19 protein-coding genes and 1 pseudogene are annotated in these 20604 nt (G+C 60.9%); 17 read left to right on the forward strand and 3 right to left on the reverse strand.

What is annotated here, in order from left to right; all coding sequences use genetic code 11:
* Positions 1 to 560 precede the first annotated feature (560 nt).
* Positions 561 to 3779, reverse strand: coding sequence for an Rne/Rng family ribonuclease (locus ACHMXK_RS05715; protein WP_397438458.1), 3219 nt, complete (start codon positions 3777 to 3779; stop codon positions 561 to 563).
* Between the two features lie 578 nt (positions 3780 to 4357).
* On the opposite strand from ACHMXK_RS05715, the gene ACHMXK_RS05720 reads away from it, so the two are divergent.
* Genes ACHMXK_RS05720 through ACHMXK_RS05735 form a run of 4 tightly spaced genes read left to right on the forward strand, consistent with a single transcriptional unit; the run spans position 4358 to position 7631 of the window.
* Entirely contained in the window at positions 4358 to 5551 is a 1194-nt protein-coding gene (locus ACHMXK_RS05720; RefSeq protein WP_397442453.1) for an RluA family pseudouridine synthase, read from the forward strand.
* Positions 5520 to 6191, forward strand: a complete 672-nt coding sequence (locus ACHMXK_RS05725) for an HAD family hydrolase (protein ID WP_397438459.1) — start codon at positions 5520 to 5522, stop codon at positions 6189 to 6191. Before ACHMXK_RS05720 ends, ACHMXK_RS05725 begins: the two co-directional genes overlap by 32 nt.
* 1 nt (position 6192) lies before the next feature.
* Complete coding sequence (locus tag ACHMXK_RS05730) at positions 6193 to 6570, forward strand: Rieske (2Fe-2S) protein (protein ID WP_397438461.1); 378 nt, start codon at positions 6193 to 6195, stop codon at positions 6568 to 6570.
* Between the two features lie 8 nt (positions 6571 to 6578).
* Positions 6579 to 7631, forward strand: coding sequence for a S49 family peptidase (locus ACHMXK_RS05735; protein ID WP_397438463.1), 1053 nt, complete (start codon positions 6579 to 6581; stop codon positions 7629 to 7631).
* Between the two features lie 77 nt (positions 7632 to 7708).
* Here ACHMXK_RS05735 and ACHMXK_RS05740 read toward each other — a convergent pair.
* Positions 7709 to 8475: pseudogene (locus ACHMXK_RS05740) on the reverse strand (SAM-dependent methyltransferase).
* Positions 8472 to 9122: a Maf family nucleotide pyrophosphatase gene (locus tag ACHMXK_RS05745; protein ID WP_397438465.1), complete on the reverse strand. Its 651-nt coding sequence runs from the start codon at positions 9120 to 9122 to the stop codon at positions 8472 to 8474. The pseudogene ACHMXK_RS05740 and the gene ACHMXK_RS05745 overlap by 4 nt, the downstream one beginning before the upstream one ends.
* A gap of 26 nt (positions 9123 to 9148) precedes the next feature.
* Here ACHMXK_RS05745 and ACHMXK_RS05750 point away from each other — a divergent pair, with 26 nt between their 5' ends.
* The 13 genes from ACHMXK_RS05750 (at position 9149) to ACHMXK_RS05810 (ending at position 20225) form a co-directional block, all read left to right on the forward strand.
* The gene (locus ACHMXK_RS05750; protein WP_397438467.1) at positions 9149 to 9685 is read left to right on the forward strand and encodes a YceD family protein; all 537 of its coding nucleotides are present in this window, start codon (positions 9149 to 9151) and stop codon (positions 9683 to 9685) included.
* Positions 9686 to 9865: 180 nt separating this feature from the next.
* On the forward strand, positions 9866 to 10048 hold the full coding sequence (rpmF, locus tag ACHMXK_RS05755) for a 50S ribosomal protein L32 (protein WP_096669354.1): 183 nt from the start codon (positions 9866 to 9868) through the stop codon (positions 10046 to 10048).
* 85 nt (positions 10049 to 10133) lie between these two features.
* Positions 10134 to 11228, forward strand: coding sequence for a phosphate acyltransferase PlsX (plsX, locus tag ACHMXK_RS05760; protein ID WP_397438469.1), 1095 nt, complete (start codon positions 10134 to 10136; stop codon positions 11226 to 11228).
* A 7-nt stretch (positions 11229 to 11235) separates the two neighbouring features.
* Complete coding sequence (locus ACHMXK_RS05765) at positions 11236 to 12213, forward strand: beta-ketoacyl-ACP synthase III (protein WP_397438471.1); 978 nt, start codon at positions 11236 to 11238, stop codon at positions 12211 to 12213.
* Positions 12214 to 12264: 51 nt separating this feature from the next.
* A complete protein-coding gene (gene fabD / locus ACHMXK_RS05770; protein WP_397438472.1) occupies positions 12265 to 13215 on the forward strand; it encodes an ACP S-malonyltransferase in 951 nt (316 codons plus the stop codon).
* Positions 13212 to 13958, forward strand: a complete 747-nt coding sequence (gene fabG, locus ACHMXK_RS05775) for a 3-oxoacyl-ACP reductase FabG (RefSeq protein ID WP_397438474.1) — start codon at positions 13212 to 13214, stop codon at positions 13956 to 13958. The genes fabD and fabG overlap by 4 nt, the downstream gene beginning before the upstream one ends.
* 171 nt (positions 13959 to 14129) lie before the next feature.
* Positions 14130 to 14369 carry an acyl carrier protein gene (gene acpP / locus ACHMXK_RS05780; RefSeq protein ID WP_007873885.1) on the forward strand — a complete coding sequence of 80 codons (240 nt, stop codon included), beginning with the start codon at positions 14130 to 14132 and terminating at the stop codon, positions 14367 to 14369.
* A 72-nt stretch (positions 14370 to 14441) separates the two neighbouring features.
* Positions 14442 to 15686, forward strand: a complete 1245-nt coding sequence (gene fabF / locus ACHMXK_RS05785) for a beta-ketoacyl-ACP synthase II (RefSeq protein WP_397438476.1) — start codon at positions 14442 to 14444, stop codon at positions 15684 to 15686.
* A 54-nt stretch (positions 15687 to 15740) separates the two neighbouring features.
* Positions 15741 to 16256 (forward strand): hypothetical protein, encoded by a 516-nt coding sequence (locus tag ACHMXK_RS05790; protein WP_397438477.1) that lies wholly within the window; start codon positions 15741 to 15743, stop codon positions 16254 to 16256.
* Complete coding sequence (rpoE, locus tag ACHMXK_RS05795; RefSeq protein ID WP_397438479.1) at positions 16253 to 16888, forward strand: RNA polymerase sigma factor RpoE; 636 nt, start codon at positions 16253 to 16255, stop codon at positions 16886 to 16888. The genes ACHMXK_RS05790 and rpoE overlap by 4 nt, the downstream gene beginning before the upstream one ends.
* Before the next feature lie 102 nt (positions 16889 to 16990).
* Positions 16991 to 17620: a sigma-E factor negative regulatory protein gene (locus ACHMXK_RS05800; RefSeq protein ID WP_397438480.1), complete on the forward strand. Its 630-nt coding sequence runs from the start codon at positions 16991 to 16993 to the stop codon at positions 17618 to 17620.
* 86 nt (positions 17621 to 17706) lie between these two features.
* Entirely contained in the window at positions 17707 to 18669 is a 963-nt protein-coding gene (locus tag ACHMXK_RS05805; RefSeq protein ID WP_397438482.1) for a MucB/RseB C-terminal domain-containing protein, read from the forward strand.
* 95 nt (positions 18670 to 18764) lie between these two features.
* Complete coding sequence (locus ACHMXK_RS05810; RefSeq protein WP_397438484.1) at positions 18765 to 20225, forward strand: DegQ family serine endoprotease; 1461 nt, start codon at positions 18765 to 18767, stop codon at positions 20223 to 20225.
* Positions 20226 to 20604: the final 379 nt, after the last annotated feature.

The following is a 20604-nucleotide window of genomic DNA, read 5'->3' on the forward strand; positions in this document are numbered from 1 at the left end:
CATGTTGAAGTCTGTGCCAGCGTGAGCTGTATTGCAGCTTCGAGCTAGCCGGGTCTCGCCCCGGTGGCCGACTCACTTTTCTTTTGCGTCGCCAAAAGAAAAGTAAGCAAAAGAAAAGGCGACCCCACTGTCTGCGTCCCCTTCACTGCCGCTCAGGGGCAACCTGCGGTGCTCGGTCCAGTCGGGGTCGAGCTCGAACTCGCTACGCTCAGACAATCGCTCACCCTGATCCGACTGGCCCTGCGCTCCTCGGCGCAGACAGAAGGGGTGGGGGAGAAAAATCAATGCGAGGAGACAGGACGCGCGAAGCGCGTCCTGTCATGCCCAAGAGACCGTCGTTCATGCACGCGGGCGCAGCACACGCGGCCAAATGAAGTCCCCCTCCATCGCCCAGCGGGGCGAGGGAGGGGTTAGGGGAGGGAGTGGGGAGTTACGCCCACTGTCCAAGGCAAGCCACTCAACAGCGTGATGCCGACAGCGATCAGTTCAAATATCCAGACGAAAAAAAGGCAGCCCGAAAGCTGCCTTTGATGCTTGAAGCGCCAGGACTGGCGCTGCAATTACTCCGTGCGTTCGCCGGCTGCCGGCGCAGCTTGCTCAAACGGCAGCTTCATGTTGCCCAGATCGCGTTTGGTTTCGACCAGCACCAGCGGGCTGGCGTCCAGCTGAGGTGCTGGGGGACGAACACGTGGAACGTGGATCGGCTTGGGTTCGGCAGCCATGGCGGCCTGGACTTGGGCAATTTTGCCGGCGTCCGAGTTCACCCATTGCAGGCCGGATGCATTGGCCACCTGGGCCAGGTCTTGCAGCGGCAGGTCATAGGATTGAACCTTTGGCAAGGCACGGCCGGCTGGCGCCGCGGCGGCAGGTGCCGCCGCAGCAGCAGGTGCCACGCTGGCTGGCGCAGCCGCCACAGGGGCGGGTGCAGCAGCTGCCACGGGTGCTGGCTGGGGTGCTGTAACTTGCGGTGCCCGCACGGGCTCGGCCTTTGCTACGAATTCAGTAGCTGCCGGTGCACGTTCTTCCTGGGCTGCAGGCTGATTTGGCTGAAGGTTTTCAGCGGCGGCAGCGGGTGCGGTACCTTCGGCGCTGCCATCAGCGGGCAGGTCACCACGCTCTGAACGTTCGCGACGGTCGCGGCCATAACGGTCGCGGCTGCGGCGTTCGCGCGGCTGGCGGTCTTCGCCCTCGGCACGGTTCTGTGTATCGGCCGAGGCGACCGGGTTGCCGGCTTCGTCCAGCTTGGCTGTGGCCGGGGCCTGGGCAGCGTCAAAGTGGTCGGACGGGTTGCCGGCGACCGGGGCGTTGCCTTCGTCACGGCGCTCGTTGCGGCGGTTGCCACGGTCACCTCGTTCGCGGCGGCCCTGGCCTTCAGCACGGCCTTCGTTGCGGCCGCCTGGCTGGCGTTCGCCGTCACGGCCGGCGTCTGCGGCCGGGCGTTCCTGGCGCTGCGGCGCGTCGCCGGCCATGGCGGCTGCCATGGCGGCCTGGTTGGCCAGGGCGAGGTCTTGCTGCTCGGCATCACGTGCCGGTGCGGCGGCGCGCTCGCCGCGTTCACCGCCACGTTCACCACGGCCACGGCGATTGCGTTCGCCACGGCCTTCGGTACCGCCTTGGCCTTCAGGACGCTCGCCGCGCTCAGGGCGCTCGGTGCGTTCCGGACGGGCTTCGTTGTTGCGGGCTTCACCGGCAGGACGTTCCTGGCGCGTACCTTCTGCGCGGCCTTCCGCGTTCGGACGCTCGTTGCGGCCTTCGGTATTGCGCTCGCGGCGCTCACCGCCACGGCCTTCACCACGTTCGCCGCGTTCATTGCGGCCTTCGCCAGCACGCGCTTCGCGCTGCTGTTCCGGACGGCCTTCGCTGCGTGCTTCACCGCCACGGCCTTCGCCGCCACGTCCACCGCGTCCACCGCGACGGCCATCACGGCCACCGCGTTCGCCGCCGCGCTCGCTGCGTTCACCACGCTCGCCGCGTTCGTCACGACGGCCTTCGCTGCGTTCTTCTTTTTTGACTTCCTTGGCCGGAGCAGGTGCTGCGGGGGCTTCGTCGCCGGTAAAAAAGCTCTTGAGCTTGGCGAAAAAGCCTTTTTCCGCAGGCGCTGCAGACGGCGCACGGGGTTTGGCGGCGGCGGGCGCTGCTGCCACGGGGGCCGGCTTGGGCACGGCGGCAGGGGCGGGCGCATCGGGCAAGACGCCCTTGATCACGGGTTCCTGCTTGTTGTGCTTTTCCTGGCTGCGGCGTGTGACGGTGGTCGGATCTTCGATCTCTACCGCCATCTTGTAGCTGGCGTCGATGTTGTCCAGGCGCGGGTCGTCGTGTTTCAGGCGCTCCAGGCGGTAGTTCGGTGTTTCCAGTGTCTTGTTAGGCACCAGCAGCACGTTGATGCGCTGTTTCATTTCGATCTTGGCGATTTCCGAACGTTTTTCGTTCAGCAGGAAAGACGCCACATCGACCGGGACCTGGCACAGCACCGAGGCCGTGCTGTCTTTCATGGACTCTTCCTGGATGATGCGCAGGATTTGCAGTGCCGAGCTTTCGGTGTCGCGGATGTGGCCGGAACCACCGCAACGCGGGCAAGGAATTGAAGCACCTTCCGACAGGGCAGGGCGCAGACGCTGGCGGCTCATTTCCATCAGGCCGAATTTGCTGATGGTGCCGAACTGCACACGGGCGCGGTCCTGCCGCAGCGCGTCGCGCAAACGGTTTTCCACGTCGCGGCGGTTGCGCGACTCTTCCATGTCGATAAAGTCGATGACGATCAGGCCACCCAGATCGCGCAAACGCATCTGGCGCGCGACTTCGTCAGCGGCTTCCAGGTTGGTGCGGGTCGCGGTTTCTTCGATGTCGCCGCCCTTGATGGCGCGGGCCGAGTTGACGTCGACCGAAACCAGGGCTTCAGTGTGGTCGATCACGATGGCGCCGCCGGAAGGCAGTTGCACGGTGCGGGCGTAAGCCGACTCGATCTGGTGTTCGATCTGGAAACGCGAGAACAGCGGGGCGTCGTCGCGGTAACGTTTGACGCGGTGCTCGTGTTCAGGCATCACATGGGCCATGAACTGGCGCGCTTGTTCGTAGACGTCGTCGGTGTCGAACAGGATGTCGCCGATGTCGCTGTTGAAATAGTCGCGAATGGCGCGGATGACCAGGCTGGATTCCTGGTAAATCAGGAAAGCGCCTTTGCCTTCTTTGCCGGCGCCGTCAATCGCGGTCCAGAGTTTGATCAGGTAGTTCAGGTCCCACTGCAACTCGGCGGCGCTGCGGCCGATGCCGGCGGTGCGGGCAATGATGCTGGCGCCGGCCGGGTATTCCAGCTGGTCCATGTTCTCTTTGAGCTCGGCCCGGTCTTCGCCTTCGATACGGCGGCTGACGCCACCGCCGCGCGGGTTGTTGGGCATCAGCACCACGTAACGGCCGGCCAGCGACACAAAGGTCGTCAGGGCCGCACCCTTGTTGCCGCGTTCTTCTTTTTCGACCTGGACCAGGATTTCCTGGCCTTCGCGGATCACGTCCTGGATGCGCGCCTGGCTGACCGACACGCCCTGGGCGAAGTATTGTTTGGAGATTTCCTTGAACGGCAAAAAGCCGTGGCGGTCTTCACCGTAGTCGACAAAACAGGCTTCGAGCGAAGGCTCGACACGTGTCACGACGGCTTTGTAGATGTTGCCCTTGCGCTGTTCGCGCCCTTCAATTTCAATTTCGTAGTCGAGGAGTTTTTGTCCGTCGACAATGGCCAGGCGGCGTTCTTCGGCCTGGGTGGCATTGACCAGCATGCGTTTCATGGGGATCCCTTCGTTCTTCTCTGTCTCAAATCATCACTGCCCGAAAAATGGGCAAACGACGCCGGAGCAGACGTTGTGCGAACGTGGGGAATTGCCGGAGAGCCTTTGACGGCGCTATAGCGACTGGTGTGAACCGGTCAGCTGCGCAGTCTGGGCGTAGGCGCGTGGATGGAGCGGATCAGGGTCTGATAGATATTTGCTACAAAATTCGTAGCGACTTGTGCCCGAAGGACAGGGGCTGGCGGCTGATTAATGCCTGAAAGCGGGGCTAAAAAGCGCCGCAGGCATAAATTCATCAGTACGACCAGTGTTGTCATCAGCAGGCTACCCATTCAAAGACCAGATCTCGCTTGGATCCGTGTCCAGCCCGCAGGGCTGAACACCTTGTATTCCGTAGTTGTATTCGCAAAACGTCGACTCGTCTGCACAGCATTTTCTCGCCGCGGGGTGCCTGGCACCGTGCGCTTGCGGGCATTTGCTGCCAGTGGCGTCGACCTTCCAGCAAGGCTGTTGGCAGCGCGTTGATTGGTGTGTGGACTAAACTCCCAGACAAATCAACCACTTACAGCTTGTCGCTAGTGAAACACATTATAGGCGCAGGTTCAGGCAAAACAAGGCGCCCGGGTAAACCCCCGGCCGCGTCCAGACTCGCCCGGCCGACTTTTTCTCCGCTCCCTCCCATCCCCCCTCCAATGCCTGGAAAAGTAGCAGAATCCGCCGTGGCCAAAGCCGTGCCGCAAGCCACCCTGGTGACCGTGGACGCCGACTTTGCCGGCCAGCGGCTGGACAACTTCCTGATCCGCCAGCTCAAGGGTGTGCCCAAAACCCATGTTTACCGCATCATTCGCAGCGGCGAAGTGCGTATCAACAAGGGCCGGGTCTCGGCCGACACCCGCGTCGCGGCTGGCGATGTGGTGCGCCTGCCGCCGGTGCGCACCTCCGAACGGGCCGACGAAAAAGCCAAGGCCATGGCGGTCGAGGTCGCCCGTCATGGCGCGGCCTCCACCGTCGGGGGTTATGCGCCCTCGCGCGAGTTCCCCATCCTGTTTGAAGACGACCATGTGCTGGCCATCGACAAACCGGCCGGCGTGGCCGTGCATGGCGGCAGCGGTGTGGCTTTTGGCGTGATCGAACAGTTGCGCATGGCGCGCCCGGACTGGAACTTCCTGGAGCTGGTGCACCGGCTGGACCGGGAAACCAGCGGCATTTTGCTGGTCGCCAAAAAACGCATGGCGCTGAAAAACCTGCAAGAGCAGTTTCGCGAGCGTGAAACCGACAAGATTTACCTGGCCCTGGTCAGCGGCGCCTGGCCGGCCAATAAAAAAGTGCTGGACAAGCCTTTGCAAAAATACCTGCTGGCCGACGGCGAGCGCCGCGTCCAGGTGGTCGGCAAAGACCATCCGGACGGCATGCGTGCCGTGACCCTGGTCAAGGTCAAGGCCAGGCTGGCGCCGCCGGCCGGGATGCCGGGCCAGGGGTTCACCTTGCTCGAGGTCACCATCAAGACCGGCCGCACCCACCAGATCCGTGTGCACCTGGCCAGCGAAGGCCATCCGATTGCCGGCGACGACAAATACGGCGACTTCGAGCTCAACAAGGCCTTGCAAAAAGAAGTGGCCGGCCCGGCGCTCAAACGCATGTTTCTGCATGCCTGGCGGTTAAAGTTCACCCATCCGTCCAGCGGCAAACGTATTGATCTGCTGGCCGCACTTCCGCCCGATCTTGAGAGTTTCACCGCCCATGCCATCCCCGTCCCAGCCCCTGAACTTTGACCTGATTGCCTTCGACTGGGACGGCACGCTGTTCGACTCGACCAAAATCATCGTGCGCTGTATCCAGGCCGCGGTGCGCGATGTGGGCGGCACCGTGCCCAGCGACGAGGCCGCCGCCTATGTGATCGGCCTGGGGCTGATGCAGGCCCTGGCCCACGCCGCGCCCGACGTGCCGAAAGACAAATACCCCGAGCTAGGCGCGCGTTACCGCCATCACTACATCGCCCACCAGAACGACATCAGCCTGTTTGACGGTGTGTTGCCGCTGCTGGCCGCGCTCAAAGCGCGTGGCCACAAGCTGGCGGTCGCGACCGGCAAAAGCCGCCTCGGGCTGGACGAGGCCCTGCAGGCGGTGGAGCTCAAGGGTTGTTTTGACGGCTCGCGCACCGCCGATGAAACCATAGGCAAGCCGCACCCGCGCATGTTGCACGAGTTGATGGAAGAGTTTGGCGTGACGCCGGCCCGCACGCTGATGATTGGTGACACCACCCACGACCTGCAAATGGCGCTGAATGCCGCTTGCCCCAGTGTCGGCGTGAGTTACGGCGCCCATGAGAGTGATGTTTTTGCGGCCCTCAGGCCGCGTTTTATTGCCCATTCCGTGCAGGAGCTGCACGACTGGCTGATCCAGCACGCCTGAGATGGCGGACCCGGCTGACCTTCACATCGCGTTGTGTCGGGCCACCGAACTGGTCGAAGGCGGCGAGGCCGTGCCTTTTGATGTCAGTTATGCGGGCCAGACCTGCCGGGCCTTTGCCATCCGTTTTGAAGGCCAGCCGCACGCTTACCTGAACCGTTGCACCCATGTGGCGATGGAGCTGGACTGGCAGCCGAACCGGGTGTTTGACGACAGCGGGCAGTGGTTGTTGTGCGCCAGCCATGGCGCCGTTTACCGGCCGGATACCGGACAATGCCGTGGTGGCCCTTGCCACGGCGGGCTGGTCAAGATCGACCTCTCGGAACGCGACGGACTTATTTTCTGGCATACCTCCTACAAACTTAAAGCCATGGAGTTCTAAACTACCGTATGAACGATTCAAACCGCCCCGATCCGTCTGATGACGAAATTTATAATCAAAATCGGCCTCCAGCCCTTGAGCAGACTGCGCAAGCAGCTCCTGAAAACGTAGCGGGCCGAGGCGCCAAGGCGCTGACCCCGGGCTGGGAGCGGGCAACCCTGGAGAAGCTGGCGTTTGCCGCGCTGAACGAGCAAAAGGCCACCCGCCGCTGGAAAACCTTTGTGCGCCTGTCCTGGCTGGCGTTTTTTGTGTTTCTGCTCTGGTTTGGTTTGCACCGCAGCACGGCCACCACCAGCGTCAGCGGCCCCCACACCGCGGTGGTCGAGATCAAGGGCGAAATCGCAGCAGGTGCCGATGCCAGCGCCGAGTTTGTCAACGCCGCCTTGCGCGCCGCCTTTGAGGACGAAGGTTCCAAGGCCGTGGTCTTGTTGATCAATTCCCCCGGCGGCAGCCCGGTGCAGGCCGGCATGATGAACGATGAAATCGTTCGCCTCAAGGCCAAATACAAAAAGCCGGTGTATGCCGTGGTGGAAGAAACCTGCGCCTCGGCGGCGTATTACATCGCCGCCTCGGCCGACAACATATACGTCGACAAGGCCAGCATTGTCGGCAGCATCGGTGTGTTGATGGACGGCTTTGGCTTCACCGGTCTGATGGACAAGGTCGGCGTCGAGCGCCGCCTGCTGACCGCCGGCGAAAACAAGGGTTTTCTGGACCCCTTCAGCCCGCAAACTGAAAAGCAGCGTGCTTATGCGCAGACCATGCTGGATCAGATCCATCAGCAGTTCATCACCGTGGTCAAGGCCGGCCGCGGCAAACGCCTGAAGGAAACGCCTGAGATGTTCAGCGGCCTGTTCTGGACCGGCCAGCAGTCCATCGAACTGGGTCTGGCCGACCACCTTGGTTCGCTGGAATACGTGGCCCGCGAAGTGGTCAAGACCGAAGAAATCATCGACTACACACGCCGCGAAAACGTGGCCGAACGCCTGGCCAAGAAGTTTGGCGCGGCCATTGGTGACGGTGCGATGCACACCTTGAAACTGGCGCCTGCGATTCGTTAAATACTGCAAGTTCAGCTAACAAAAAAAAGCCCGCATGATGCGGGCTTTTTTACGGGCGAGCCGAAGACAGAAATTGCTCAGCGGCCTATGCAAAACACCGTGGGCAAATCCAGCGGCGTGGCGGGTTTGTCGCGCTTCCAGCCGCTGACCAGTGCGCTGCGCGACCAGCCGTTGGCCATGGTCAGGCCGCCACTCAGGGCCAGGCGGGTGTTTTGTTGCAGGGTTTGCAGCAAGGCCTGCAGCAGGGCGGCGTTGCGGTAGGGTGTTTCAATAAAGATTTGCGTCTGGCCGGTTTTCAGGGCCAAGGACTCCAGCTCCCGGATACGCTGGCTGCGTTCGCCGCCGTCTTGCGGCAGGTAACCGACAAACGCAAAGTTCTGGCCGTTCAGGCCGCTGGCGGCCAGGGCCAGCATCAAGGACATGGGGCCGACCAGCGGCAACACCTGCAGGCCCAGGTCATGCGCCGCACGCACCACCGACGAGCCCGGGTCGGCAATCGCCGGCATGCCGGCTTCGCTGACCAGGCCCATGTCGTGGCCTTCGAGTGCGGCTTTGAGCAGCGGCCGTGCATCAAAATTGCCGCCGTGATCGCCTTTTTATGCACTTCGCGCGGCAGTTCCTGGATTTGCTGCGCCTGTATGGTCTGCAGCAGGGGCTGCACTTCGCCCACCCGTTTGAGGTAGGCGCGTGTGCTTTTGGCGTTTTCGCAAATCCAGTGGGACAAGGTGGCCGCCACTTGCAGCGTGCCCAACGGCATCACGTCCTGAATCGGTGCCTGCACGGCGCAGCCGAAGTCCAAGGGGGCGGGCACCAGGTAAAGCTTGCCTTTGGGTGTGGTGCTCATGACGTGGCTTTCCGGGTGGATAACAGCGGGATGCCGGCGGCCTGGATCATGCGGCAGGTGCGTATCAGGGGCAGGCCGACCAGGGCGGTCGGGTCGTCGTTGTCAATCGAGGCCAGCAGGGCGATGCCCAGGCCTTCGCTTTTGGCGCTGCCGGCGCAATCGTAGGGTTGTTCGGCCCGCAGGTAATTTTCGATTTCCTCGTCGCTGAGCGCGCGAAACTGCACTTTCACCGCCGCCAGGTCGGTCTGCTCGAAACCGCTTTGCAGACAGACCACGGCCACCGCGGTCTGGAAAATGACGGTCTGGCCACGCATCTGGCGCAACTGGGCCACGGCCCGTTCGTGGGTGCCGGGTTTGCCCAGCGGCTGGCCGTTCAGGTCCGCGACCTGGTCGGAGCCTATGACCACGGCGTTCGGGAAGTTGGCGGCCACTGCGCGGGCCTTGGCCAGCGCCAGGCGTTGGGCCAGTTGCGCCGGGGCTTCTTCGGCTTGTGGGGCTTCATCCACATCGGGCGCGGCGACCTCGAAAGGAATGTTCAGGCGTTGCAGCAGTTCGCGACGATAGCGCGAGGTCGAGCCGAGAATCAGGGCGCGGGGAGGCATGTCGGAGAGGCCGGTGCGGGCATCCGTGGGAAGGGCAGGGTTCATGCAGCGATTCTCTTACACTGCTTGCCATGTCGAAAAATCTTAACGCCCAGCGGCTCAATATGCAGGCTTTTGCGCAAGAAGGCCTGCCGCTTGTTGAAATCACGCCGCTACAAAATATGGAGCGCCTGGCGCACGAATTACATGGGCTGCAGCCCGATTTGTCTATCAATTGGCAGGCGGTCGCCGAGCTGCGGCCGCAGGCTGGCGCCGAAGACGTGGTCTGGCTGCACCTGCAAGCCAAGGCCGTGCTGCCGCTGACCTGCCAGCGCTGCATGGGCGCCGTGCCCACCACCGTGGAGGTGGATCAGTGGTACCGCTTTGTTGCCGATGAAGACATCGCCATGGCCGAGGATGACCAGTCCGAAGAAGACCTGCTGGTGATGACGCCGCAGTTCGATGTGCTGGAGGTGCTGGAAGACGAATTGCTGATGGCGCTGCCCCTGGTGCCCATGCACGACACCTGTCCCGAGAACCCGGTGTTCAGTGCTGGCGAAGCCGAACTGGCCGAGCAGGAAGACGCCAAACCCCATCCTTTTGCAGCACTGGCAAAACTCAAAAAATAAACGTGATACGACGGGTTTTCAGAGGTGTTTCGAGTGCGGCCAAAAGCCCGGTATTCGGGTCGCCAAAGTCGCTTCTGGAAAACCTGGCGGTATCGCGCTATAATCAAAGGCTTGGCGCTGCGACCCCGTGATGGGTGAGTGGCGTAATTTACCAACCCTACACCCCCTCAGGAGCGGATTATGGCCGTCCAGCAGAACAAAAAATCACCTTCCAAGCGTGGCATGCACCGCGCCCACAACGCGTTGACCGTTCCAGGCATCGCTGTCGAGTCCACCACGGGTGAGACGCATCTGCGTCACCACATCAGCCCCACCGGTTTTTACCGTGGCCGTAAAGTGCTGAAAACAAAATCCGAAGCGTAATTCCACGCTTTAACGACTGGCCCGCACTCATACTGCGGGCCTTTGTTTTGTTGAAATCATTATTTTTGACTGCGCGGGTCCTGCCATGATCAGGATAGCTGTCGATGCCATGGGCGGAGACTTCGGTCCCTCCGTCACCCTGGCCGCAAGCCTGGCTTTTCTGGATCACCATCCCGAGGCCGCGATTGTGCTGGTCGGTCAGCCCGACGTGCTGGCCGCGCAGCCGCAGTTTTCCCGCATCCAGTCCCACCCGCGCTGCCAGATCCTGGCCGCCACGGAGGTGGTGACCATGGACGACCCGATCGAGGTCGCCTTGCGGCGCAAAAAAGATTCGTCCATGCGTGTCGCCATCACCCAGGTGAAGGACGGTGTCGCCCAAGCGGCGGTCTCAGCTGGTAACACCGGTGCGCTGATGGCGATTGCCCGTTATGTGCTCAAGACGCTGGACGGCATTGATCGGCCGGCGATTGCCACCCAGTTGCCCAATGCGGCTGGCGGCGCGACCACGGTGCTGGATCTGGGTGCCAATATCGATTGCACCGAAGATCACTTGTTTCAATTTGCCGTGATGGGCTCCGCCCTGGTTTCGGCCATTGAGAACAAGGCCAGCCCCAGTGTTGGCCTGCTCAATATTGGCGAAGAAGCCATCAAAGGCAGCGAAGTCATTAAAAAAGCCGGTGAATTGCTGCGATCTGCTTCCAAAAGTGGGGATTTGAATTTCCACGGCAACGTGGAGGGCAATGACATTTTCAAAGGCGTGGTGGACATCGTTGTCTGCGACGGCTTTGTCGGCAATGTGGCGCTGAAAGCCAGCGAAGGCCTGGCCAGCATGATTGGCGGTTTTATCAAAGCTGAGTTTTCGCGAAATATTTTCACGAAAATTTCCGCCATCGTTGCTTATCCGGTCTTATCTGCATTTAAAAATCGCCTGGACCATAGGCGTTACAACGGCGCAGCCTTGTTGGGCCTGCGCGGCCTGGTGTTCAAGAGCCATGGTTCAGCAGATGCATTTGCTTTCGAGCGGGCTTTGAATCGGGCTTATGATGCAGCTCGCAACAACTTGCTGGACAGGGTGAGAGAACGTATTGCACATGCTGCGCCTTTGTTGGCCAGAGCCGCGTTGGCACCGGCGGAAACGGTAGTTGCAGCGGCGCTTGCTGACTCCACCCCCGCACACTAATTCATCCATGAGCCCTTATTCACGCATCACAGGCACTGGCAGCTATTTGCCGCCGCGCCGCTTGAGCAACGCCGAACTGGCTGCCGAACTGGCTGCCAAGGGTGTTGAAACGTCCGACGAGTGGATTGTCGAACGCACCGGTATCCGTGCACGCCATTTTGCTGCGCCTGATGTCTGTAGCAGCGACCTGGGTCTCGAAGCCGCCAAAAACGCCTTGCAGGCCGCCGGCCTGGAGGCCAAAGACATTGATCTGATCATTGTTGCCACGTCGACACCTGACATGGTGTTCCCGTCGGCCGCCTGTATTTTGCAAAACAAGCTCGGCATCGCCGGCTGCCCGGCGTTTGACGTGCAGGCGGTTTGCAGCGGTTTTGTGTATGCGCTGACCGTCGCCGACGCCATGATCAAGACCGGTTCGGCCACCAAGGCGCTGGTGATCGGTGCCGAAGTGTTTTCGCGCATCCTCGATTTTTCGGACCGTACCACCTGTGTGTTGTTTGGCGACGGCGCCGGCGCCGTGGTGCTGGAAGCGTCGGACACCCCCGGCATCCTAGCGACCGACCTGCATGCCGACGGTAAACACGTTGGCATTCTGTGCGTGCCGGGCACCGTGGCGGGCGGCAAAGTGATTGGCGACCCACTGCTCAAGATGGACGGACAAGCCGTGTTCAAGCTGGCGGTCGGCGTGCTGGAGGCGGCGGCCCGTGCCACGCTGGCCAAGGCCGGCTTGCAGGACAGCGACATCGACTGGCTGATTCCGCACCAGGCCAATATCCGCATCATGCAAAGCACGGCAAAAAAACTGAAGATGCCGCTGGAAAAACTGATTGTCACGGTAGACCAGCACGGCAACACCTCGGCCGCCTCGATTCCGCTGGCGCTTGATGTGGCCGTACGCAGCGGCAAGATCAAGAAGGGTGACACGCTGATGCTGGAAGGCGTGGGCGGCGGTTTCACCTGGGGCGCGGTACTCTTAAATCTATAGCTGTTCACGCCCGTCTTATATGGGCTGGAGGCTGTTTTGATTCAAAATTTCATGAAATCTTTTGCTTTTGTTTTTCCTGGACAAGGTTCCCAGTCGGTTGGCATGCTGGACGCATGGGGTGATCACCCTGTCGTGCGTGAGACCCTGCGCGAAGCCTCGGACGCGCTGGGCGAAGACCTGGCCCAACTGATCAAGGACGGTCCGAAAGAAGCGCTGGGCCTCACAACCAACACCCAGCCGGTGATGCTGGTGGCCGGGGTGGCGGCTTACCGCGCCTGGCTCGCCGACACCGGCGCTGTGCCGGCGGTGGTGGCCGGGCATTCTTTGGGTGAATATTCCGCGCTGGTCGCCTCCGGCGTCCTGAGCCTGGCGCAGGCCGCACCGCTGGTGCGTTTTCGCGCGCAAGCCATGCAGGATGCCGTGCCGGTCGGTGTGGGCGCGATGGCCGCGATTCTGGGCATGGACGCCGCCCGCGTGATCGACGGTTGTGCCGAAGCGCTGAGCACTTTTGGCCCGAACACCCTGGAAGTGGTGGAAGCGGTCAATTTCAACGACCCGATGCAGACCGTGATTGCCGGCAGCAAGGCGGCCGTCGAAAAAGCCTGTGAAGTTCTCAAGGCCAATGGCGCCAAACGTGCTTTGCCCTTGCCGGTGTCGGCCCCGTTTCACTCCAGCCTGATGAAACCTGCTGCCGACAAGCTGAAAGAAAAACTCGCCAGCCTGAGTCTGGCCGCACCCACCATTCCGGTGATCAACAACATCGACGTGACGGTCGAGACCGATGCCGCCAACATTCGCGCCGCCTTGTACCGGCAGGCCTTTGGCCCGGTGCGCTGGGTCGAGTGTGTGCAAGCCATCAAGGCACGCGGGCTGACGACGATTGTCGAATGCGGCCCCGGCAAGGTGTTGGCCGGCATGGTGAAACGTATTGATGCGGAACTGACGGGTGCAGCCCTGTTTGATCCCGATAGCCTGGCGCAAGCCAAGGAGTTGCTGGCATGAGCGAAATCAAGTTTGAAGGACAGGTGGCCCTGGTCACCGGAGCATCCCGCGGCATAGGCGCAGCGATTGCGCTGGAATTGGCGCACAAGGGCCTGAAAGTCATAGGCACGGCGACCACCGACGAGGGCGCGGCCAAAATCAGCCAGGCGCTGGCGGCTTTCCCGGGCTGTGTCGGCAAAAACCTCAATGTGAACGATGGTGCCGCAGCCGAAGCGCTGATCGACGAGATCGTCAAGACCCACGGCGGCCTGCAGGTGCTGGTCAACAACGCCGGCATCACACGCGACACGCTGGCCATGCGCCTGAAAGACGAAGACTGGGACGCGGTGCTGGACACCAACCTGAAAGCCGTGTTTCGCATGAGCCGCGCCGTGATGCGCACCATGATGAAGCAGCGTTACGGCCGCATCATCAGCATCACCTCGGTGGTGGGCGCTTCCGGCAATGCCGGCCAGGCCAATTACGCTGCCGCCAAAGCCGGTGTGGCCGGCATGACGCGGGCGCTGGCCCGTGAGCTGGGCAGCCGCAACATCACCGTCAACTGCGTGGCGCCGGGTTTTATCGAAACCGACATGACCGCCAATTTGCCGGAAGAGCAGCAAAAAGCCCTGCTGGGGCAGATTCCGCTGGGTCACCTGGGCAAGCCGCAAGACATCGCGCACGCCGTGGCGTTTGTCGCCAGCCCGCTGGCGGCCTACATCACCGGCCAGGAGCTGCACGTCAACGGCGGCATGTATATGTAACCATCCGGCGGCTGCCGGCCTTGCTTCGCCAGCGCCATGAAAAATGGTGCGGCGAGCGCATGCTGCAGGCGCTGGAAACAAGCCGGGTTTTATCCGTCCGGCTGGCGGGTTAGGGAAAGAAACCTAACAACGCTAAAATCACGGATTAATTCACAACCCTCAGAGGGAACTATGAGCGATATCGAAGCACGTGTTAAGAAAATCATTGCCGAACAACTTGGCGTGGAAGAAGGCCAAGTCACCAACGAAAAAGCCTTTGTGGCCGACCTCGGCGCTGACTCGCTTGACACCGTAGAACTGGTGATGGCTCTGGAAGACGAATTTGGCATTGAAATCCCCGATGAGGATGCCGAGAAGATCACCACGGTCCAGAACGCGATCGACTACGCGAACACCCACCAAAAAGCCTAAAGACCCCGGTCTTTTTTCATCCAGCTTGAAAGGCCATGTCCGGCCTTTCGGGAATTTCTTCAGGATTTGCGCATGAGCCGTCGTCGCGTCGTTGTGACAGGTCTGGGCTGTATCAGTCCCGTGGGTAACACGGTGTCTGAGAGCTGGGCCAATTTGCTGGCGGGTCAGTCGGGTATTGATCTGATCACGCAATTTGATGCAAGCAGTTTTGCCTGCAAGTTTGCCGGTGAGGTCAAAGGTTTTAATATCGCGGATTACATCCCCGAAAAAGAAGCCCGGCACATGGACCGCTTCATTCACCTGGGGCTGGCAGCAGCCTGCCAGGCCGTGGCCGACAGCGGCTTGCCTACCGGCGATGCCCTCGGCGACGAGATGGCCACACGGATAGGTTGCAACATCGGTTCGGGCATTGGCGGTTTGCCGATGATCGAGCAGACACACACCGAACTGACGAATCGCGGCCCACGCCGCATTTCGCCGTTCTTTGTGCCGGCGTCCATCATCAACATGATCTCCGGCCATGTGTCCATCAAGTTCGGTTTCAAGGGCCCCAACATCGGTGTTGTGACGGCTTGTACCACCGGCTTGCATGCGATTGGTCTGTCGGCGCGCATGATTGAATACGGTGATTGCGACGTGATGGTGGCTGGCGGCTCCGAGGCGACCGTGTCGCCTCTGGGTGTGGGCGGCTTTGCCGCGGCCCGTGCCTTGTCCACCCGCAACGACGACCCGAAGACCGCGTCGCGACCCTGGGACAAGGACCGTGACGGTTTTGTGCTGGGTGAGGGCAGTGGTGTGGTGGTGCTGGAAGAGTATGAACACGCCAAGGCGCGTGGTGCCAAGATTTACGCCGAAGTCACGGGTTTCGGCATGAGTGCCGATGCCTACCATATGACGGCGCCGGACATTGATGGTCCGCGCCGCTCCATGGTCATGGCCTTGAAAAATGCCGGCATCAACGCCGATCAGGTCAACTACCTCAATGCGCATGGCACGTCCACGCCACTGGGGGACCTGAACGAAACGAATGCCATCAAGGCCGCTTTCGGTGACCATTCCAAAAACCTGGTGGTGAGTTCCACCAAGTCCATGACCGGGCACCTGCTGGGTGGCGCGGGCGGCATAGAGTCGGTGTTTACCGTGCTGGCGCTGCACCATCAAAAAATCCCGCCCACCATCAACATCTTCAACCAGGACCCCGAGTGCGACCTCGACTACTGTGCGAACACGGCACGTGACGCCAAAATCGATGTTGCCGTCAAAAACAACTTCGGCTTTGGTGGTACCAACGGCACGCTGGTCTTCCAGCGGGTTTAAGGCCTTTTCTCCTCACACGTTGAGCGTCAAGCCTTATCACTGACTGCCCTGATCATGCATAACGCCCCATCGGTTGTTTATCCGCTGGGGCGTTCGCGTTTTCAGGCCGGGGTGTTGCTGGGCCTCTGGTTATCCGGGGTGGTGGTGCTGATCCTCTGGTGGCGCAGCGCACCGGGCTGGGACTGGCGGCTGGGATTGGGCTTGGCCGCCGTGGTGGCGGCTGGTGCCGCGGCCGCTTGGGGGTGGAAAAATTCGCCTGTGGGCCAGTTGCGCTGGGACGGGCAGGTCTGGTCTTGGGAAAGCCAGGGTTACCAGGCCGGGACCGCGGCGCGGGAACTGACGGTGGCGCTTGATTTTCAACGCATCCTCTTGCTCAGGCTGGAAAATCACGACCATGCCACCTTGTGGCTGTGGGCCGACCGGCGTGCCATGCCGGAGCGCTGGCTGGATTTGCGCCGTGCTGTATATTCGCGGCGCAAGGTATGGCCGGATGCCACGCCGTTTGATATCTCGCTGCCTGCTGCGGTGGATACTGCCGCAGCATCCTCTTCGTCACGCCTTTCTTCATGAGTGCCAACATTCCTCCTCCAGAACCCGCCACGGCCGACGACAGCGATGCCTTGCTGGTCGAGCGCACGGTAGCGGGTGACCAGAAGGCGTTTGAGTTGCTGGTCATCAAATACCAGCGCCGCATTCAGCGCCTGATAGGCCGCATGGTGCGTGACGTGGACCTGGTCGAAGACATTGCGCAGGAGACCTTTATCCGGGCTTACCGCGCGCTGGCTCAGTTCCGGGGCGAGGCTCAGTTCTACACCTGGCTGTACCGGATTGCCGTCAACACCGCCAAAAAATCCCTGATGGACCTCAAGCGCAACCCGACGGTCTCGGAAAATTCCTTCAAATCCGGCGAGGATGATGAAACTTCCCCGCTGGAAAACGAACTAACGAGTTCAGAGACGCCGGAAGCCGTGCTCGCCAGCAAGGAAATTGCCCAGATGGTGAACGCGGCCATGGAGGCTTTGCCTGAAGAGTTGCGCCAGGCCATCAGCCTGCGGGAAATCGAAGGTTTGAGTTACGAAGAAATCGCCGAGGCGATGAATTGCCCGATTGGTACCGTGCGTTCACGGATATTCAGAGCCCGGGAAGCGATTTCCGAAAGAATACGGCCCTTGCTGGAGAGTCAGTCCGGCAAGCGCTGGTAAGAAGCGCCTCGCGGCACGAGCAGGTTTTGAAAATCATCGCCATGTCCTTGTAAGCCAAAGCAAATGATTGAACCCGGCAGGCACAAACTGCCCATTGACACCATGAAACCGATAACGCAAAACAGTGAACTGATTTCCGCCCTGGCCGATGGCCAGCTGGAGAACGAAGATTTTGCACGTGCGCTGGCGGTGTGTGAAGGTGATGCCCAGGCGCTGGACAGCTGGAGCACCTACCACCTCATAGGCGACGTGTTGCGTTCACCCGGGGCGATGGCGCCTGGCTCGGATGCCGCGTTTGTCACCCGCTTGCGTGTCCGCTTGAGCCAGGAGCCGGTTTACCATGCGGCGCCAGCGCCGGCTGTGCAGGCCTCTTCCGACTGGGCTTTGCAGGCCGAGATCTTGCCCGCCGGCCGTCCCGCCCGCGAAGCCGTCAACGATGCCAGCTTTCGCTGGAAGATGATCGCAGGTTTTGTGTCCATTGCGGCCGTGGTGGCGGTGACCTGGAACGTCGGGACCGGTTTGCTGGCGCCGTCTGTGGCGCCGCAATTGGCCCGTGCCGAGCCGTCGCAGCAGGTGCTGGTCATGTCGGAGCAGGGCGCCGTGGTGCGTGATGCCCGCATGGAAGAGCTGCTGGCTGCGCACAAACAGTTTGGCGGCACGTCGGCCTTGCAAATGCCTTCGGGCTTTTTGCGCAACGCCACCTTTGAAACGCCCCAGAGCGAGCGGCGTTGAAGCATTCTTTGTGCGCCACGACCAGCCAGTCCCTACCTATGAGTTTTAAGCTTTTTCGCCTCGTAGCCCTTGCCGGATGTGCGCTGATGGCTACTAATTACATAGCGGCTCAAACGCCTGCGGCGCCTGCCCCCGCGTCGGCGGCGGAGTCCAAAAGCATCAACGACTGGTTGATGCGTATGCACGAAGCCTCCAGGAACCGCTCTTACGTAGGCACGTTTGTGGTCTCGTCCGGCGGCGTCATGTCCAGCGCCAGGATTTGGCATGTGTGCGACGGGGCGCAGCAAATTGAGCGTGTTGAAACCCTGACAGGCGCGCCGCGCTCCATCTTTCGGCACAACGACAATGTTGTGACCTTTTTGCCCGAGAGCAAGGTGGTCCGCAGCGAAAAGCGTGAATCGTTAGGTCTTTTCCCCGAACTGCTCAAATCCACCGACAGCCACATTGCCGACTTCTACAAAGTCAAGCAGGAAGGCCGTGAGCGTGTGGCAGGTCTGGACGCCGATGTGATTGCCCTGGTTCCCAAGGACAAGATGCGTTTTGGCTACCGTGTCTGGGCCGAGCACAAGAAGGGCCTGGTGGTCAAGTTGCAGACGCTGGACACCGATGGCACGGTGCTGGAGCAGGCTGCGTTTTCAGAGTTGCAGTTCGATGCGCCCGTCAAGCTCGACAAGCTGGCGCAAATGATGAACAAGGTCGAGGGTTACCGGGTCGAAAAACCCGAGCTCGTCAAAACCACGGCCAGTGCCGAAGGCTGGGTGCTGAAAACACCCGTGGCCGGTTTCCAGCCCATGAGTTGCTACAAGCGCCCGGACACAGCGCAGTCCCAGGGCGAGCCCATGCAGTGGATATTCTCGGATGGCCTGGCGTCGGTGTCGCTGTTTGTCGAACCCTTCGACAGCCAGCGCCATAACAAGGAATCAAAACTCTCCATGGGCGCCACCCAGTCCTTGACCCGGCGCATGGATGCTTTCTGGCTGACCGCGATGGGTGAAGTGCCCATGTCCACCTTGCGCTTGTTTGCCGATGGCCTTGAACGCAAGAAGTAAGGCCCTCATTTCAATCCAAACCTCTTCCGCCGTCATGGCGAGGAGGATGCATGACCCCATGTATTTTTGCTGCTCCGACAATTCTTCAAAGGCTGATGATGCATAAACCGACCTGGAAACAATGCCGTACCTATTTCGCTGCCGGCGCGTTGGCGCTGGGAAGCACCCTGGCTTTGATGCCTGCCCAGTCGGTGATGGCGCAAGCCCGCAGCCTGCCTGACTTCACGGACCTGGTCGAGACGGTCGGCCCTTCGGTTGTGAATATCCGGACGCTGGAAAAAGTCAAAGCCGGTGCGGCAAGCAGCGCCGACGAGCAGATGCTTGAATTTTTCCGGCGTTTCGGCATTCCGGTGCCACCCAACATGCCGCGCGCGCCGCGCCCGGACCGTAACCAGCCGGACGAAGATCAGCCGCGTGGTGTGGGCTCGGGGTTCATCCTGTCGTCCGACGGTTTTGTCATGACCAATGCCCACGTCGTGGAAGGCGCCGACGAGGTCATCGTGACCTTGACGGACAAACGCGAGTTCAAGGCCAAGATCGTTGGCGCCGACAAACGCACCGACGTGGCCGTGGTCAAGATCGAAGCCACGGGTCTGCCAGCCGTGAAAATTGGCGATATCAGCCGACTGAAGGTTGGCGAATGGGTGATGGCCATCGGTTCGCCCTTTGGCCTGGAAAACACCGTGACCGCCGGCATTGTCAGCGCCAAGCAGCGCGACACCGGGGACTACCTGCCTTTCATCCAGACCGACGTGGCGATCAATCCCGGCAACTCGGGCGGCCCGCTTCTGAATATGCGCGGCGAGGTGGTCGGCATCAACAGCCAGATCTACTCACGCTCAGGCGGCTTCCAGGGTATCTCGTTTGCGATTCCCATTGACGAAGCTTCGCGTGTGGCGGACCAGCTGCGCAGCACCGGGCGTGTCACGCGCGGGAAGATTGGTGTGCAGATTGATCAGGTCAGCAAGGATGTTGCCGAGTCCATCGGGCTGGGCAAGGCGCAGGGCGCGCTTGTGCGCGGCGTCGAGGTGGCCTCTCCGGCAGAAAAGGCCGGCATCGAGGCCGGTGACATCATCACCAAGTTTGAAGGCAAGACGATTGACAAGGCGACCGACCTGCCGCGTCTGGTTGGCAATGTGAAGCCGGGCACCAAGTCCACGGTCACGGTGTTCAGGCGCGGCACCACCCGCGACATGAGTGTGACGATAGGCGAGGTCGAGGCGGAAAAGCCGGCGCGCAAAGCCCAGTCGACTGAAAGCAAACCGCCGGTGGCCGGCCCCGCCCAAGCTTTGGGCTTGGTGGTCAGCGAGTTGCCTGATGCCTTGAAGAAGGAGCTCAAACTCAAAGGCGGTGTCAAGGTTGATGCCAGTGAAGGTGCGGCGGCCCGCGCCGGACTGCGCGAAGGGGATGTGATCCTGGCGATCGCCAACACCGAAATTACCGGCGTCAAGGACTTCGAGGCGGTGCTCGCCAAAGTGGAAAAGGGCAAAGCCATCAACGTGCTTTTCCGGCGCAGCGAGTGGACACAATACGCCTTGATTCGCCCCATCCGGTAAACGGTTTGGCGGGATGGCATCGCAAGATGCCGCATTTTGAAGACCCCCATACCCTGTCCGGTTTGGGGGTTTTGTCCAAAATAAGCGGCTTCTTCAAGCTTTAAAAAATATTTTTCGACGCTTGATAAATCAAATTTATGTTGGTATTCACTAACTTTTAAGTCTGTCTAATGACGAATTTTGGTAGAATGGAACCTAGGTTTTGGGTCATTCCCATATATCAAGCGCCAAAAAAACCACCACCTGGCATGAATTAACTCTATTCACTGCTGATCCACAGATCACCCACAAGTTGTCCAGAGCCTCTCAGTTAAAATTGTGAATAAGTTGTGCATAAGATCCCTGTTGTTGGCTTGCAACGAGAACGGTTTGGCAATTT

It is taken from the genome of Polaromonas sp. UC242_47 (assembly GCF_044452385.1).
Classification (GTDB): domain Bacteria; phylum Pseudomonadota; class Gammaproteobacteria; order Burkholderiales; family Burkholderiaceae_C; genus Polaromonas.

Bases quoted from the DNA above. Each gene is read 5' to 3' on its own strand.
- ACHMXK_RS05745 (WP_397438465.1), bottom strand. From the start codon at position 9,122: ATGAACCCTGCCCTTCCCACGGATGCCCGCACCGGCCTCTCCGACATG.
- acpP (WP_007873885.1), top strand. From the start codon at position 14,130: ATGAGCGATATCGAAGCACGTGTTAAGAAAATCATTGCCGAACAACTT.
- ACHMXK_RS05810 (WP_397438484.1), top strand. From the start codon at position 18,765: ATGATGCATAAACCGACCTGGAAACAATGCCGTACCTATTTCGCTGCC.
- rpmF (WP_096669354.1), top strand. From the start codon at position 9,866: ATGGCCGTCCAGCAGAACAAAAAATCACCTTCCAAGCGTGGCATGCAC.
- fabD (WP_397438472.1), top strand. From the start codon at position 12,265: ATGAAATCTTTTGCTTTTGTTTTTCCTGGACAAGGTTCCCAGTCGGTT.
- ACHMXK_RS05805 (WP_397438482.1), top strand. From the start codon at position 17,707: ATGGCTACTAATTACATAGCGGCTCAAACGCCTGCGGCGCCTGCCCCC.
- ACHMXK_RS05730 (WP_397438461.1), top strand. From the start codon at position 6,193: ATGGCGGACCCGGCTGACCTTCACATCGCGTTGTGTCGGGCCACCGAA.
- ACHMXK_RS05765 (WP_397438471.1), top strand. From the start codon at position 11,236: ATGAGCCCTTATTCACGCATCACAGGCACTGGCAGCTATTTGCCGCCG.
- ACHMXK_RS05750 (WP_397438467.1), top strand. From the start codon at position 9,149: ATGTCGAAAAATCTTAACGCCCAGCGGCTCAATATGCAGGCTTTTGCG.
- ACHMXK_RS05715 (WP_397438458.1), bottom strand. From the start codon at position 3,779: ATGAAACGCATGCTGGTCAATGCCACCCAGGCCGAAGAACGCCGCCTG.
- ACHMXK_RS05735 (WP_397438463.1), top strand. From the start codon at position 6,579: ATGAACGATTCAAACCGCCCCGATCCGTCTGATGACGAAATTTATAAT.
- ACHMXK_RS05790 (WP_397438477.1), top strand. From the start codon at position 15,741: ATGCATAACGCCCCATCGGTTGTTTATCCGCTGGGGCGTTCGCGTTTT.
- plsX (WP_397438469.1), top strand. From the start codon at position 10,134: ATGATCAGGATAGCTGTCGATGCCATGGGCGGAGACTTCGGTCCCTCC.
- rpoE (WP_397438479.1), top strand. From the start codon at position 16,253: ATGAGTGCCAACATTCCTCCTCCAGAACCCGCCACGGCCGACGACAGC.
- fabF (WP_397438476.1), top strand. From the start codon at position 14,442: ATGAGCCGTCGTCGCGTCGTTGTGACAGGTCTGGGCTGTATCAGTCCC.
- ACHMXK_RS05800 (WP_397438480.1), top strand. From the start codon at position 16,991: ATGAAACCGATAACGCAAAACAGTGAACTGATTTCCGCCCTGGCCGAT.
- ACHMXK_RS05725 (WP_397438459.1), top strand. From the start codon at position 5,520: ATGCCATCCCCGTCCCAGCCCCTGAACTTTGACCTGATTGCCTTCGAC.
- fabG (WP_397438474.1), top strand. From the start codon at position 13,212: ATGAGCGAAATCAAGTTTGAAGGACAGGTGGCCCTGGTCACCGGAGCA.